At 72.6% G+C, this 15,032-nt stretch carries 14 protein-coding genes; 9 read left to right on the plus strand and 5 right to left on the minus strand.

What is annotated here, in order from left to right; all coding sequences use genetic code 11:
- Nucleotides 1–87 precede the first annotated feature (87 nt).
- Entirely contained in the window at nt 88–603 is a 516-nt protein-coding gene (locus ACIP94_RS04590) for a MarR family winged helix-turn-helix transcriptional regulator (RefSeq protein WP_402419414.1), read from the plus strand.
- On the opposite strand, the gene ACIP94_RS04595 is transcribed toward ACIP94_RS04590, so the two are convergent.
- The 4 genes from ACIP94_RS04595 to ACIP94_RS04610 form a co-directional block, all read right to left on the minus strand.
- On the minus strand, nt 581–2,053 hold the full coding sequence (locus ACIP94_RS04595; protein WP_402419417.1) for an FAD-dependent monooxygenase: 1,473 nt from the start codon (nt 2,051–2,053) through the stop codon (nt 581–583). The genes ACIP94_RS04590 and ACIP94_RS04595 overlap by 23 nt on opposite strands.
- 211 nt (nt 2,054–2,264) lie before the next feature.
- A complete protein-coding gene (locus ACIP94_RS04600; protein WP_402419420.1) occupies nt 2,265–2,504 on the minus strand; it encodes a hypothetical protein in 240 nt (79 codons plus the stop codon).
- Between the two features lie 110 nt (nt 2,505–2,614).
- Nucleotides 2,615–4,777: a 4-alpha-glucanotransferase gene (gene malQ, locus ACIP94_RS04605; protein WP_402419423.1), complete on the minus strand. Its 2,163-nt coding sequence runs from the start codon at nt 4,775–4,777 to the stop codon at nt 2,615–2,617.
- The gene (locus tag ACIP94_RS04610) at nt 4,778–5,014 is read right to left on the minus strand and encodes a hypothetical protein (protein ID WP_402419426.1); all 237 of its coding nucleotides are present in this window, start codon (nt 5,012–5,014) and stop codon (nt 4,778–4,780) included.
- A gap of 201 nt (nt 5,015–5,215) precedes the next feature.
- Between ACIP94_RS04610 and ACIP94_RS04615 the strand changes: the two genes are divergently transcribed.
- Genes ACIP94_RS04615 through ACIP94_RS04625 form a run of 3 tightly spaced genes read left to right on the plus strand, consistent with a single transcriptional unit; the run spans nt 5,216 to nt 7,775 of the window.
- Nucleotides 5,216–5,749, plus strand: coding sequence for a PadR family transcriptional regulator (locus ACIP94_RS04615; RefSeq protein WP_402419429.1), 534 nt, complete (start codon nt 5,216–5,218; stop codon nt 5,747–5,749).
- The gene (locus ACIP94_RS04620) at nt 5,746–6,432 is read left to right on the plus strand and encodes an ABC transporter ATP-binding protein (protein WP_402419432.1); all 687 of its coding nucleotides are present in this window, start codon (nt 5,746–5,748) and stop codon (nt 6,430–6,432) included. The genes ACIP94_RS04615 and ACIP94_RS04620 overlap by 4 nt, the downstream gene beginning before the upstream one ends.
- The gene (locus ACIP94_RS04625) at nt 6,429–7,775 is read left to right on the plus strand and encodes an ABC transporter permease (protein ID WP_402419435.1); all 1,347 of its coding nucleotides are present in this window, start codon (nt 6,429–6,431) and stop codon (nt 7,773–7,775) included. The genes ACIP94_RS04620 and ACIP94_RS04625 overlap by 4 nt, the downstream gene beginning before the upstream one ends.
- 350 nt (nt 7,776–8,125) lie before the next feature.
- On the opposite strand, the gene ACIP94_RS04630 is transcribed toward ACIP94_RS04625, so the two are convergent.
- The gene (locus ACIP94_RS04630; protein WP_234515622.1) at nt 8,126–8,662 is read right to left on the minus strand and encodes an HNH endonuclease; all 537 of its coding nucleotides are present in this window, start codon (nt 8,660–8,662) and stop codon (nt 8,126–8,128) included.
- Between the two features lie 309 nt (nt 8,663–8,971).
- On the opposite strand from ACIP94_RS04630, the gene ACIP94_RS04635 reads away from it, so the two are divergent.
- The 5 genes from ACIP94_RS04635 (at nt 8,972) to ACIP94_RS04655 (ending at nt 15,028) form a co-directional block, all read left to right on the plus strand.
- Nucleotides 8,972–10,063: a mechanosensitive ion channel family protein gene (locus ACIP94_RS04635; RefSeq protein ID WP_402419439.1), complete on the plus strand. Its 1,092-nt coding sequence runs from the start codon at nt 8,972–8,974 to the stop codon at nt 10,061–10,063.
- 506 nt (nt 10,064–10,569) lie between these two features.
- Nucleotides 10,570–11,781 carry an ROK family protein gene (locus ACIP94_RS04640; RefSeq protein WP_402419442.1) on the plus strand — a complete coding sequence of 404 codons (1,212 nt, stop codon included), beginning with the start codon at nt 10,570–10,572 and terminating at the stop codon, nt 11,779–11,781.
- Between the two features lie 75 nt (nt 11,782–11,856).
- The gene (locus ACIP94_RS04645) at nt 11,857–13,188 is read left to right on the plus strand and encodes an ABC transporter substrate-binding protein (RefSeq protein ID WP_402419445.1); all 1,332 of its coding nucleotides are present in this window, start codon (nt 11,857–11,859) and stop codon (nt 13,186–13,188) included.
- A 2-nt stretch (nt 13,189–13,190) separates the two neighbouring features.
- Nucleotides 13,191–14,132, plus strand: a complete 942-nt coding sequence (locus ACIP94_RS04650; protein ID WP_402419448.1) for a carbohydrate ABC transporter permease — start codon at nt 13,191–13,193, stop codon at nt 14,130–14,132.
- Nucleotides 14,133–14,134: 2 nt separating this feature from the next.
- Complete coding sequence (locus ACIP94_RS04655; RefSeq protein ID WP_402419451.1) at nt 14,135–15,028, plus strand: carbohydrate ABC transporter permease; 894 nt, start codon at nt 14,135–14,137, stop codon at nt 15,026–15,028.
- Nucleotides 15,029–15,032: the final 4 nt, after the last annotated feature.

A 15,032-nucleotide genomic window follows, 5' to 3' on the forward strand; every position in this document is an offset into this window, starting at 1 on the left:
AATAGACGTCAAGCTACTTTCCGCCGACCCACTTGGTGTCGACCCGCTTTCTTGCGAGCGACCCGGACGCGGACGGATACTCTGCGCATGGACCAGACCCCCGGGGACCCCGTCGACGCGATCATCGAGCAGTGGGCCGCGGTGCGCCCGGACCTCGACACCGCCGCGATGGAGGTCTTCGGGCGGATCTTCCGGCTGTCGCGTGAGATGGGCGACCGGATGGAGAAGGCCTACGCCCCCTACGGGATCTCCCGCGGGGAGTTCGACGTCCTGGCGACCCTGCGCCGCTCCGGCGAGCCCTACACCCTCTCGCCGCGCCGGTTGTCGGCCACTTTGATGCTCACCACGGGCGGTATGACCGGCCGTCTGGACAAGCTGGAGGCGGCCGGACTGCTGCGCCGCTCCCCCGACCCCCACGACCGGCGCGGTCTGCGGGTGACGCTCACCGAGCGGGGGCTCCGGCTCATCGACGAGGCGGTCGGCGCGGGACTGGCCGTCCAGACGGAAGCCCTGAACGCTCTGGACGCGCGACAGTCCGGCCAACTGGCCGATCTGCTGCGCCAGTTGCTCACCGGTACCGTCAGCTCGGGCCCGTCCAGCTGACCAGCGCCTCCTCGATGCGCTCGGCGTCGGGCGCCTCGGCCGCCCAGGCGACGTATCCATCGGGCCGCACAAGCACCGCCGTGCGGCGTCCGCTCGCCCAGTGCTCCACCGCGAGCCGGTCCTCCCTGCCGACCGCCTCGACGCCGTCCGGGGCGATCAGCACGAACCTGCCGCCGCGCAGGGCCTCGTAGAGCCGTCCGGTGGTCAGCGCGATGTCCGGGGCGCGCCGGCCGGCCAGCGGATGGGCGCCCCGCGGGGCGGGGTAGCGGTATCCGATGCCGGTGATCTGACCGATCGCGCGCCGCCGCGCCGGGGTGACGTGGTTGAAGAGGGCGACCAGCACGGCGCGCAGGGCCAGGGTCCAGGGGCGCCGGGCCATCGCCATCCGGATGAGCCCGCCGCTGCTGCGCAGCACGGCCCTGCCCACCGGGTGACGTTCGGACTGGTAGGTGTCGAGGAGCTCGGGGCCGGCGTGGCCGCGCAGCACGGCGGCGAGCTTCCAGGAGAGGTTCGCGGCGTCCTGGAGGCCGGTGTTCAGGCCCTGGCCGCCGGCCGGGCTGTGGACGTGTGCGGCGTCCCCGGCGAGCAGGGCACGGCCGACCCGGTAGGCGGGCGCCTGGCGTTCGTCACTGTGGAACCGGGACATCCAGCGGGCGTCGCGCATGCCGTAGTCGCGGCCGAGCGCGAGGCGGACGGTCTCCCGGACCTCGCCGAGATCGATCGGCGCGGTGTCGGGGAGGTCGCGGCCGCGGTTCCAGCCGATGACCCGGTAGTAGCCGTCGCCGAAGGGGGCGAGGAAGGCGAAGGCGTCGCCGACGGCGTTGGCGGTGATCACCTGCTCGGGTTTCTCGTCGAGCAGGACGTCGGCGAGGACGAGGGAACGGATCACGGACCTGCCGGGGAAGGGCAGGCCCATCGCCCGGCGGACGGCACTGTGCAGGCCGTCGGCGCCGACGACGTACGCGGCGCTCATCTCCCCGGGCTCGCCCCCGGCCCCGCGGACCCGGACGGTCACCCCGTCGGCGTCCTGGGCCAGTCCGGTGACCTCGGTGCCGTACACGAACCGCACCCCGGCCTCCGCCGCCCGCCGCTCGAGCACCTTCTCCACCTCGTACTGCGGGAGGACGAGGATGTGGTTGAAGCGGGAGGGGATGCGGCTGAGCCGGACGGACAGACGGCTGAAGAGCCGGAACTCGGAGAGGGCGTGTCCGCGTGCCTCCAGTTCGTCGGCGAGGCCGCGGGCGTCGAGCTGCTCCAGGGTGCGGGCGTGCACGCCGAAGGCGCGGGAGAGGTTGCTGATCCGGTGGGGCCGCTTCTCGACCAGGGTGACGGGGATGCCGGCGGCCGCGAGGTCACCCGAGAGGAGCAGACCAGTGGGGCCCGCGCCGACGACGATGACACCGGTGGGGGTGCCGTCGCCGGAGGCGGGGGTGCGGGTCTTGCCTGCCATGGCGACCTCCTGGTGCCCAGGGTCGTCGGCCGACGAGCGCTTGCGGCCACATCCGCGGGGCGACGAGGGCGGGTCCGTACCTGTGGTCGATGCCGCTGGCCCACTTGTAACACGTCGAGGGAGTCCGCACACCGGCGCGCGGACTCCCTCGACAAAAAGGCCGGGACGGCCGACGGGCCCCGGGACGGACCCCGCCGCTGCCCGAACGGCCTCAGCCCTGCTTCGCCTGCTTGCGGGACTTGTCGGTGACCATGACGAGGCCCGCGATGATCAGGAACAGCACGATCGGCGCCGCGACGAAGAGCCCCAGCGTCTCGGCCACGCTCAGGCCCTTGCCGGGGTCGTCGCCGTCGTCGCGCGTCAGCGCGAGCGCGGGGGACGACATGAGCAGCATCATCAGCGTCGTACCGGCGGCCAGGGCGCCGGCGCGCAGGGCGTTCTTCTTGTCCACGGTGCAAAAGTAGCGAACGCCCGGACAGGCCGCGCGCCCGGGGGTCCGCTGGAAGCCCCGGGGTCCGCTGGAAGCCCGCGACCCGCACCGCACATCAGCGCTCCGACCGGTCACCCCGGCTTTCCGTCCCCGGCCTCCGCCCGCCCCGCCGCTCCGGGGTCGCCGTCCGCGCCGGGGCCCGGCCCGTCCTGTGCGGTGTCCCGGTCCCGCACCACGTCCATCAGCGCGTGCAGCCGCGGTGAGACCGCCAGTTCCTCCAGGGTGATCGGGCGTCCCTCGGCGTCCGCCATCGGCAGGCGCCAGTTCGGGTACTCGTCCCAGGTGCCCGGGAGATTCTGCGGCCGGCGGTCGCCCACCGCGTCCGGGAGCCAGACCCCGATCAGCCGGGCGGGTGTGCGCAGCAGGAACCGGTGGACGGCCTGGACCTCCAGCTCCTCCGAGGCCGTCGGGCCCCCGCCGCTCGTTCCCTTCAGCAGCCCGAGCCGGGTCAGCAGGGCGAGCCATTCGCGGGCGTCGGCGGCCGCCGTGGCGCGCTCCTGGTCCAGGGGGCGGGTCAGCAGGCCGAGCCGGTCGCGCAGTTCCACGTGCTCGCCGGAGAGCCGGGCGGCGGTCGGCGGCAGGTCGTGGGTGGTGGCGGTGGCCAGGCAGTCCGCCCGCCAGCGTTCGGGCGGCAGTGGCTGCCCGGTGCCCTCCCAGTCCCGTTCGAACCACAGAACGGAGGTGCCGAGCAGCCCGCGCTCGTGCAGCGCCTCCCGCACGCCCGGCTCCACCGTCCCGAGGTCCTCCCCGATGACCAGCGCCCCCGCACGCGCCGCCTCCAGGACCAGGACGGCGAGCATGGCCTCGGCGTCGTAGCGGACGTAGGTCCCCTCCGTGGGCGGCTGCCCCTGCGGCACCCACCACAGCCGGAACAGGCCCATGACATGGTCGATGCGCAGGGCGCCCGCGTGCCGGAAGAGGGCGCGCAGAAGCCGGCGGTAGGGGGCGTACCCGGAGGCGGCCAGACGGTCGGGGCGCCAGGGGGGCAGCCCCCAGTCCTGGCCGCGCGGGTTGAAGGCGTCGGGCGGGGCGCCCACCGAGATGCCGGCCGCGAGGTACTCCTGCTGCGCCCAGGCGTCGGCGCCGCCCGGGTGCACGCCGACGGCGAGGTCGTGGATCAGCCCCACGGCCATCCCGGCGTCGCGCGCGGTGCGCTGGACGGTGGCGAGCTGGGCGTCGGTCAGCCAGGCGAGCCAGGTGTGGAAGTCGACGCGGTCCATCAGCTCGGCGCGGGCGCGGGCGGTTTCGGGCGAGCGCGGATCGCGCAGCCGGGCGGGCCAGGCGTGCCGGTCGGAGCCGTACACCTCGGCGAGCGCGCACCAGGTGGCGTAGTCCTCCAGCGCCTCGCCCTCCTCGGCGAGGAAGTCGGCGTAGGCGGCCCGCCGTCCGGGTCCCAGGGGCACGGCGTGCACGAGTTCGAGCGCCTCGCGCTTGAGGTCCCACACGGCGTCGCGGTCGATCAGCGCACCCTTGTCGAGGACGGACTCCCGCAGCCGCGCGGCCCGCGCCAGCAGCGCCCGCAGCCGCACCTGGTCCTCGACGTAGGGAAACTCGGGGAGGTCCTCGACGCGCAGATGGACGGGGTCCGGGTAGCGGCGCGAGGAGGGACGGTAGGGGGAGGGATCCGTGGGCGGGCCGGGCACGGCCGCATGCAACGGGTTGACCTGCACGAATCCGGCGCCGAGCGTCCGGCCCGCCCATGCGGTCAGCTCGGTGAGGTCGCCGAGGTCGCCCATGCCCCAGGAGCGGCGGGAGAGCAGGGAGTAGAGCTGGACGAGCAGTCCGAAGGAGCGCCCGGGCGGCTCGGGCAGCCGGTCGGGCGCGGCGACGAGATGGGCCTCGGCGGTGCGTCCGTCGGGCGCGGTCACCCGCACGGTATGGACACCGGGCGGGAGTCGTCCGGCCGAATCGCGTGTCTCCCCCTGCTCGGTCTCGATCCTCAGGCGGGTGCCGTCCGGGAGCGAGGCGAGGGCGGCGGGCGGGCGCCCGCCCCAGCCGACCACGGTCGGCGGCAGCAGCCGTTCGCGCAGTTCTCTCTCGCGGGCGGCGAGGGCGTGGCGTACGGCGTCCGGGGTGCGCGCGTCGACGCCGAGCGCCGCCAGGGCGGCGACGACCGCGGTGTCCGACGCCTGGGCCGTACGGTCCGGGGAGGGCTGGTAGGAGGTGGCGACGCCGTGCAGGGCGGCGAGCCGGGCCAGCGGCGTCGCGTCACGCCCGGGGTCGGCCGGCGCCATCTACAACCCCGTGGGGTCCAGGCCGGCGGCCGTGGGCTCGCTGGTCAGCGGCGCGGCGTCGGCGAGCGGGGGTTCGCTGGTGAGGGGCTCGGCGTCGGGCAGCGGCGGTTCGCTGGTGAGCGGTGCCTCGGCGCAGGCGACCTCCGCGCTGAGGACGCACAGCAGGGCGTCGGGATCGTCGCGTTCGAAGCGGCGTTTGGACAGGGCCGGAAGCGGGGGGTGTACCGGTACGGCCACGGGGGCCTCCTTGTCGTCGTACGACGGATGCGGGTGAGAACTGGCCTACCCAGCGGGCGCGCCCGCAGACGTACGAGGACGGACATCGTGCGTTTCGTCACAGACCGTACCTGGTTGTCCGGGGCCGACGCACGCTCCCCTGCCGGAATTTCGCGGCGCCCACTATTCACTCAGTACATGTACGTGGTACATACTGATCTCATGAGCACCCGTCACATCCTGCTCGGGCTGCTCGCCGCGGGGCCGAGCCATGGCTACGACCTCAAGCGGCGGCACGACGAGCGGTTCCCGCAGGCGCGGCCGCTGGCGTACGGGCAGGTCTACACAACCCTGCAACGCCTGGTCCGCGACGGCCTGGCCGAGGTCGAGGGAACCGGTTCCGACGGCGGCCCGGAACGCACGCTCTACCGCTCCACGGACGACGGCGCGCACGAACTGGCCCGCTGGGCCGGGGAGATCACTCCCCCCGCGCCGTTCGTCACGAATGAGATCTTCGCCAAGGTCGTCGTGGCGATCCTCGCGTCGGCGGACCCGGCCGCGTACCTCACGGCACAACGCGCCGCGCACAAGGCGCGGATGCGGGAGCTGACCGCGGTGAAGACCGCGCCGGGCGCCGACCTCGCGACCGTGCTCTCGGCCGACTACGCCCTCAACCACCTCGACGCCGACCTCCGCTGGATGACCACCACGGCGGCCCGGCTCACCACCTTGACCGCGGAGGTCGACACCGCATGACCCCACCCCTCCTGACCGGCCGTCAGCTATGCAAGGCGCATGGCTCCACCCGGGCGCTGCGCGGCGCCTCAGTCGAGCTGCACGCGGGCGAGATACTCGCCGTGACCGGCCCCAGCGGCAGCGGCAAGTCCACGCTGCTGCACTGCCTCGCGGGGATCGTCCGCCCGGACTCGGGCACGGTCGAGTACGCGGGCGAACGCCTGGACGGGCTTTCGGAGACGCGGCTGAGCGAGCTGCGGCGGACGGAGTTCGGAGTGGTCTTCCAGTTCGGGCAGCTCATCCCCGAGCTGACCGCCGTCGACAATGTGGCGCTGCCGCTGCTGATCGCGGGCACGGGGCGCCGGGAAGCGCGGGAGCGGGCCGGCGACTGGCTGGAGCGGTTCGGCGTGCTCGGCCGGCAGGATCTGCGGCCCGGCGAGATGAGCGGGGGGCAGGCCCAGTGCGTGGCCCTCGCCCGGGCCCTGGTGACCAGGCCGAAGGTGGTGTTCGCGGACGAGCCCACCGGCGCCCTGGACTCGCTCGCCTCGGAGCAGGTGATGACCGCGCTCGCCCACACGGCCCGCGCGTCGGACACGGCGGTGCTGCTGATCACGCACGACGCCCAGGTGGCGGCGTACGCGGACCGCGAGGTGATCCTGCGGGACGGTGACGTGGCGGCCGGGGCCACGGAGGTGGCGCGATGAGCGGCGAACTGCGTCTGGCCTGGCTGCTGACCCGCGGTTCGGACCGGCGGGAGGGGTGGCGGGTGCTGCTGACCGCGGTGGGTGCCGGGCTCGCCACGGGTCTGGCCCTGGCCGCCACCGCGGTGGCCTCGCTGCGGGGGCAGTACCGGATAGCGTCGGCGAACGGACTGCTGAACCAGCCGGGCGAGCGCGCGGGCATCGTCCTCACCCTGCTTCTGCTGCTCGTGCCCGTGCTGGGCTTCCTCGCACAGTGCGCCCGGATCGGTGCCGTGCACCGGGACCGGCGGCTGGCCCGGCTGCGGCTGGCCGGGGCCGCGCCCGGCCAGGTGCGGCGCATCGCCGCGCTGGAGGCCGGCCTCGCCTGTCTGGGCGGCTCGGCCGTCGCCGCCCCCATCGCCGTGCCGCTGCTGCTGGGGCTGTGGCCGGCCGCGCCGGCCCTGCTGTGGCCGGCGTGTGCCCTGGTCACCGCGGCGGTGCCGGTGCTGGGCGCGCTGGTGAGCGTGGTGGCGCTGCGGCGGGTGGTCGCGGAGCCGCTGGGCCGGGTGCGCCGGGTGCGCCCGCGCGCCGGACGGGGCCCGGGGCCGCTGCTCCCGCTCGCGGCGTCGGGACTGCTGGTCGCCGGGATGCTCGTGGCGCCGTCCTCCGTCGGCGGCTTCGGCACGGCCCCGGTGCTGGTGCTGTCCGTGGTGATCGGTACGGGGGCGAGCGCCGTCTGGCTGAGCGGTGTCACCTCCCGGCTCATCGGCCGGCGGCTCGCGGAACGGACCTGCGACCCGGCGGTGCTGATCGCGGCCGAACGGCTGCGTGACGACCCCTGGACCGCCGCCCGCACCCACGCGGCCGTCCTGCTGGTGACCGTCGCCGGGACCGGATTCATGGGCGTACGGCAGGTGCTGCTGGGCACCCTGCACCAGCGCGGCCCGCAGTCGCTTGCCATGGACATCTCCTTCTACACCACCGGCATCGACCTGACCGGGGCCGCGCTGCTGCTCGCCCTGGCGATCGCGCTCTGCGGCCTGGCCGTGGGCACGGCCGAATCGCCGGCCACCCGCCGCCGGGCGCTCGCCGCGCAGGCCGCGGCCGGTGTCCCGGCCGCCGTTCTGGCCCGGGCGCTGCTCCTGGAGACCGCCCTGCCGCTCGCGCCCGCGGTGGCCCTGGCGGGCCTCGGGGGCATGGGCATCGCCACCTGGTACGCGCTTCTGGCCGACACGGGCGGCACCGCGCTGCCGCCGGCCCCGCTGCTGGTGCCGTTCGTGGTGTACGCGGCCTGCCTGCTGGCTGCGGCCACGTCCCTGCCACTCCTGCGCCGCTCCCTCAGCCCGGCCGAGCTGCGGCACGCCTGACACCGGCGCCGGGCATCGGCGGCGGGCTCGGGGACGCCTCACATCCGCGGCAGGCTCGGGCACGCCCGACAGCCGCGGCAGGCTCGGGGACGCCTCACATCGGCGGCGGGCTCGGGCACGCCCGACATCCGCGGCAGGCTCGGGCACGCCCCACATCCGCACCGGGAACAGCACGCCGGCCGCCCGCGCCGGGCCGGAGCATGCCGCAAGCCCGTCCGGCCCCGGGAGCACAGGGGACTCCCGGGGCCGGGGCGACGGCGTGGGGCGGCCGGCGCGAGGTACGGCCGGCCGCCGGTGGTCCGGGGCGACCGGCGGTGCCGCTCGCCCCGGAGAACGCAGAAGCCCGGACCTCAGGCGGAGATGCCGTCGATCCGGGCCAAGGCGTCGTCCGCGCCGTACGGCTGCAGGTAGGGCAGCCAGCGCGGGTCCCTATGCCCGGTGCCGATGATGCGCCAGGCCAGGCCGGTGGGTGGAGCCGGTTTGTGGCGGAGCCGCCAGCCGATCTCGAAGAGATGCCGGTCGGCCTTGACATGGTTGCAGCGGCGACAGGACGCCACCACGTTGTCCCAGACGTGCTGACCACCGCGGCTGCGCGGAATGACGTGGTCGACGCTGGTTGCGACGCCACCGCAGTACATGCACCGGCCGCCGTCGCGTGCGAAGAGCGCACGACGGGTAAGAGGAACGGGCCCCCGGTAGGGAACCCGCACGAATCGCTTCAGCCGGACCACGCTGGGCGCGGGGACAGTGACGGTTGCGCTGTGCATGTAGGCGCCGGACTCCTCGAGGCATACGGCCTTGTTCTCGAGGACGAGGACGAGCGCGCGGCGGAGCGGTACGACGCCGAGTGGCTCGTACGACGCGTTGAGGACCAGGACGTGCGGCACGGATGCCTCCTTGTACGCCGGCGGCGCGTGGCTCGCGCCGGGACGATCTGACAGCCAGTCTCCCCTCATGCCTGGTGGAAGCGCCACCATGTCCCGGTAACGGGCTGGGAGTGTTTTCGACCACACCGGAAGCATCCCCCATTGTGCGCCCCCTTACTTCTCCAGGTGAGCACGGTCTCTCCTCGGCACATCGGCCGGATCCCCACACGATGCACCGTTAGTGTGGTGCTCCTGCCGTCCGGTGACCTTCCCGTGACCTCGGCCACGGACGCCGGAGCAGAGGCTGTACAGCACCTGGAGGTACCTCTCGTGTCCTTGCCCGCCCTATCGGCCGCCGGCGCCACGCCGTCCCCGTCGCCCTCGTCGTCGACGGCTCCGGTGGTGCCCACGCTCCAGGACGCCCAGGAGAGCGCGACGAACGCCGCGAGCTGGGTCGAGCAGAACTGGTCCACGTGGCTCGCGATCGGTCTCAGGGTCCTGCTGATCCTGGTGATCGCGGCGGTGCTGAGAGTGGTGGTACGGCGGGCGATCACCAAGCTGATCGACCGTATGAGCCGTACCGCCGAGGCGGTGGACGGCACGGCACTCGGCGGTCTGCTGGTGAACGTGGAGCGCCGCAGGCAGCGCTCGCAGGCGATCGGCTCGGTGCTGCGGTCGGTGGCGTCGTTCCTCATCCTGGGCACGGCGGCGCTGATGGTCCTGGCGTCCTTCCAGATCAATCTGGCGCCGCTGCTCGCCTCCGCCGGTGTCGCGGGTGTGGCGATCGGTTTCGGCGCACGCAACCTGGTGACGGACTTTCTGTCCGGCGTGTTCATGATCCTGGAGGACCAGTACGGCGTCGGCGATGTCATCGACGCGGGCGTGGCCTCCGGAGAGGTGATCGAGGTCGGGCTGCGGGTGACGAAGCTGCGCGGCGACGGTGGCGAGATCTGGTACGTCCGCAACGGTGAGGTCAAGCGCATCGGCAACCTCTCGCAGGGCTGGGCGACGGCCGGGGTGGATGTGACCGTCCGCGCGAGCGAGAACCTCGACCGGGTGAAGGCGACCCTCGACCAGGTGGCCGAGCGGATGAGCAAGGACGAGCCCTGGAACGAGCTGCTGTGGGGCCCGATCGAGATGCTCGGCCTGGACAGCGTGCTCCTGGACTCGATGGTGGTCCGCCTCAGCGCGAGGACGATGCCGGGCAAGGCGCTGGCGGTGGAACGCGAGCTGCGCTGGCGCGTCAAGCGGGCCTTCGACGAGGCGGACATCCACATCGTGGGCGGCGCCACGGCCCCGGTGGAGGAGCAGCCGGCCGACCCTACGGCCACGACGGCGCCCCCGTCGGCGTACGCGAACACCGCCTCGCCCCAGGCGGAGGCGACGGCCCCGATCCCGCCGGTCCGACCCCCGGCGAAGTAGCGGCCACAGGTCAGAGGCGGCTTCCGGAGGCTCCGGGGGCCGCCTTTCGGCATCGCGGCTTCCCGAGGCTCCGCGGCTTCCCGAGGCCCCGGGGACCGCCTCCCGGCATCGCGGCTTCCCGAGACTCCGGGGGGGCCGCCTCCCGGCATCGCGGCTTCCCGAGACTCCGGGGGGCCGCCTCCCGGCATCGCGGCTTCCCGAGACTCCGGGGGGGCCGCCTCCCGGCATCGCGGGAGGAGTCGGCATTGCGGGAGGAGGGTCAGGCCGGGTGGGGCCCGGGCGGCTTTCCCGCCCCGGCCGTCCGGGTAACGACTTGGTTGACGCGCGTGACCGGTATTGACGCCCCCGTGACACCGGGCCTACCTTCCTCTCACCAATTGGAAACTTTCCTAACAGTGATCTTTCGAGGGCTCCCGGCCATGGACGGGCCCGGCGACGATCACCCGGTGGACTTCCCGGCGGCCCCGCTGAGAAGCTGGTCCGTTGAAAGGCAGGTGGCGACACACATGGCAGGATCCGCCGGTACGCCGGGCACCCCGCGCGTGCTGCGCGCCATGAACGACCGCGCCGCCCTCGACCTCCTCCTGGAGCACGGTCCGCTCAGCCGCACCCGCATCGGCAAGCTCACCGGCCTGTCGAAGCCCACCGCCTCCCAGCTCCTCGCCCGCCTCGAAGCCGCCGGGCTCGTGCTGATGACCGGCACAAGCGAGGGCCGCCCGGGCCCGAACGCCCAGCTCTACGTGGTGAATCCGGCCGCCGCCCACGTCGCCGGCCTCGACGTCACCCCCGAGCGCATCCTCGCCGCCGTCGCCGACGTCACCGGAAGGACGGTCGGCGAGTTCGAGCTGCCCACCCCGGGCCGCCGCCCCGCGCACCCCGTCGTCCGGCAGGTCACCGACGCCCTCGACGGCGCCGTGAAGGCCGCCGGGCTCGCCGTCTCGGACATCCACCGGGTCGTCATCGGCACCCCCGGCGCCTTCGACCCCACCACCGGCCGCCTCCGCTACGCCTCCCATCTGCCCGGCTGGCACTCCGCCACACTGCTCGACGAACTCGCCGCCGCCCTGCCGATGCCCGTCGAGTACGAGAACGACGTCAATCTCGTCGCCCTCGCCGAGCAGCGGCTGGGCGCGGCCCGGGGCCACGACGACTTCGTCCTGCTGTGGAACGAGGGCGGTCTCGGCGCCGCCCTCGTGCTCGGCGGACGGCTGCACCGCGGCTGGACCGGCGGCGCCGGCGAGGTCGGCTTCCTGCCGGTGCCCGGCGCCCCCCTGGTCCGCCAGGTGACCCGGGCGGGCAGCGGCGGCTACCAGGAGCTGGCCGGCTCCCAGGCGCTGCCCCGCCTGGCTCGCGAACTCGGCGTCGAGGACGTGCCCGCCGGCCCGTACACCGAGGTGGCGGCCACCCTCGTCGCCCTCGGCGCCGACCACGCCTCGGGCCCCCACCGGCTTCTGCTCCAGACGTACGCGACCCGGCTCGCCACAGGTCTCGCCGCGCTCGTCTCCGTACTCGACCCCGAACTCGTCGTCCTCAGCGGCACCTCGCTCACCGCGGGGGGCGAGGTGCTGCGGGCCCTGCTCCAGGCCGAACTGGAGGAGCTGGCCGCGTCCCGGCCGCGCCTAGTCGTCGGCGACGTACGCCACCACCCCGTGCTGCGCGGCGCGCTGGAAAGCGCGCTCGCGACGACCCGCGACGAGGTCTTCGACACCTCGCGCTGAGCAACCCTCACTCACCCCGGCCCCGACACCCGCCCCGGTCGCCTCACACCCCGCCCGCCCCAGGGAGACCCAGTCATGCCCGAAGTGATCCGAAAGACGGCTTTCGCCCTGACCGCATCCCTCGCTCTGCTCACCACCGCCTGCACCGGCCAGTCCTCCTCCGGCGCGAACGACGACGCGTCCAAGGAGACCACCATCAACTTCTGGCACGCCTGGAGCGCGCCCTCCGAGACCAAGGCCGTGACCGCGCTGGTCGCCCGCTTCGAGAAGGCCCACCCCAACATCCACGTCAACGTCGTCGCCAATATGACCGACGACAAGATCAACCAGGCGCTGCGCTCCGGCGGCGACAAGGCGCCCGACGTCATCTCCTCCTTCACCACGAACAACGTGGGCAAGTTCTGCTCGTCCGGGGCCCTGGTCGATCTGAACCCGTTCTTCAAGAAGTCGGGCATCGACCCGGAGGCGACCTTCCCGAAGGCGATGAACGAGTACACCCAGTTCGAGGGCAACCGCTGCACGGTGCCGCTGCTGGGCGACGCCTACGGGCTCTACTACAACAAGACCGCCTTCGAGAAGGCGGGCATCCCCGGCCCGCCCAAGACCTGGTCGGAGTTCGAGGCCGACGCGAAGAAGCTCACGATTCCCGACGGCGACGGCTACCGGCAGCTCGGGTTCATGCCGGACTACCACGGCTGGGAGACGACCACCGAGCACTACTTCGCGCAGTTCTCCCCGACGTACTTCGACGCGCAGGGCAAGTCGAACCTCGCCAAGGACCCGGCGTTCGCAGAGGGCTTCACCCTCCAGAAGAAGCTCGTGGGGGAACTGGGCGGATTCCAGAAGCTGGAGAGGTACCGCTCCACGCTGGGTGACGAATGGGGCCCCAAGCACCCGTTCCACACCGGTCAGGTGGCCATGCAGCTCGACGGTGAGTGGCGCCTCGGCATGGCCCTGGCCGCCAGGCCGACGTTCGAGATCGGGGTGGCGCCGCTGCCCGTGCCCGACGACCAGGCGTCCCGGTACGGCAAGGGCTACATCACCGGCACCATCGCCGGCATCGCCGCCACCAGCAAGAAGCAGAACGCGGCCTGGGAGCTGGTGAAGTACATGACGACGGACACGGACGCGGTGGTCGGCTTCGCCAACGACATCCACAACGTGCCCTCCACCCTGGCCGCGCTGAAGTCCCCCAAGCTGAAGTACGACCCGCGCTTCAGGACCTTCCTGGACATCGCGGCGAACCCGGACTCGACCACGACGCCCCCCTCCGTCAACGGCGGCCAGTACCTCGTGACCATCCAGCAGTTCGGCTACGACTACGAGAGCGGCAAGGCCGAGGACCTCAAGGCGGGCCTGGCGAGCACGGCCCGGCAGATCGACACGGACATCGCGCAGGCGAAGTGACGATGACCGCCCTCACCCTCGCGTCCAAACGCCGCCGGGCGGCCCTGCGCACAGCCGCCTTCATGTCGCCCTGGCTGATCGGCTTCGCGGTCTTCTTCGCGTATCCGCTGATCTCGACGGTCTACTTCTCCTTCATGCACTACGACGGCTTCCGGCCGCCGACGTGGAGCGGGACGAAGAACTGGGCGTACGTCTTCCGGGACTACCCCCTGTTCTGGCCGGCGCTGCGCAACACCCTGTGGCTCGTCGTCGTCACGGTCAGCCTGCGGGTCGTCTTCGGACTCGGCGTGGGCCTGCTCATCACCAAGATCAAGACGGGGACGGGCGTCTTCCGCACCCTGTTCTATCTGCCCTATCTCGCCCCGCCCGTGGCCGCCACCATGGCCTTCGCCTTCCTCCTGAACCCCGGCACCGGACCGGTCAACTCGATCCTCGACAGGATCGGCCTCCCGGCGCCGGGCTGGTTCAACGACCCGGCCTGGTCCAAGCCCGCCCTCACCCTGCTCGCCCTGTGGGGCGTCGGCGACCTGATGGTCATCTTCATGGCCGCGCTGCTGGACGTGCCGAAGGAGCAGTACGAGGCGGCCGAGCTGGACGGCGCGTCGGCGTGGCAGCGCTTCCGCTACGTCACCCTGCCGAACATCTCCCCGATCGTGATGTTCGCCGTGGTCACCGGCGTGATCCAGACCATGCAGTACTACACGCAGCCGCTGATCGCGGGGAAGGTCGCCTCGGGTGTCATCCAGGGCGCCGGCACCCAGTTCGAGCCGGGCTACCCCGACAAGTCCACGCTCACCCTGCCCCAGCTCGTCTACAACCTCGGCTTCCAGCGCTTCGACTACGGCTCCGCCTGTGTGGTCGCGCTCGTGCTCTTCGCCCTGTCGATGGTGTTCACCGCGTTGTTGATGCGGCGCCGGGGCGGTCTCAACCTGGCAGGTGACTGACCATGACACAAGTACTCGAGACGCCCGTCGAGTTGCGGCGGGCCGTCTCGCCCGCCGCGCGCACCGCCCGCCGCAGGGCGCTGCTGGAGTGGATCGCGGTCCACTCCCTCGGAGTGGCCGCCGCCCTCTTCTTCACGCTGCCCTTCGTGTTCGTGTTCCTGACCTCGCTGATGAGCGACAGCCAGGCGCTCAGCCGCGATCTGATCCCGCACACCTGGGAGTGGGGCAACTACCGGAAGGTCTTCGACACGCCCGGCTTCCTCACCTGGTGGAAGAACACCCTGATCTACGCGGGCCTGGGCACCGTCCTCACCGTCGTGTCGTCGATCCCGGTCGCCTACGCCCTCGCCAAGTTCCGCTTCCGGGGCCGCGGTCTGTCGCTGATGCTGGTGATCTCGATGATGATGCTGCCGCCGCAGGTGATCATCATCCCGATGTATCTGTTCTGGGCCAAGCAGCTGGACCTGTCCGGCACGCTGTGGCCGCTGATCATCCCGATGGCGTTCGGCGACGCGTTCTCCGTCTTCCTGCTGCGCCAGTTCCTGATGACCGTCCCGAACGAGTATCTGGACGCGGCGAAGGTCGACGGCTGCGGAGATCTGCGGACCCTGCTGAGGGTCGTCCTGCCCATGGCGCGGCCGGGCATCGCCGCCGTCGCGCTCTTCCAGTTCTTCTACGCCTGGAACGACTACTTCGGCCCGCAGATCTACGCGTCGGAGAACCCGGCCGCATGGACGCTCAGTTACGGCCTGGAGTCGTTCAAAGGCGCGCACCACACCGACTGGAACCTCACCATGGCCGCCACCGTGCTGGTCATGGCCCCTGTGATCCTCGTGTTCTTCTTCGCCCAGAAGGCGTTCGTCGAGGGTGTCACGCTCACCGGAGTGAAGGGCTAGAACA

The organism is Streptomyces sp. NPDC093261 (assembly GCF_044753645.1).
GTDB lineage: Bacteria > Actinomycetota > Actinomycetes > Streptomycetales > Streptomycetaceae > Streptomyces.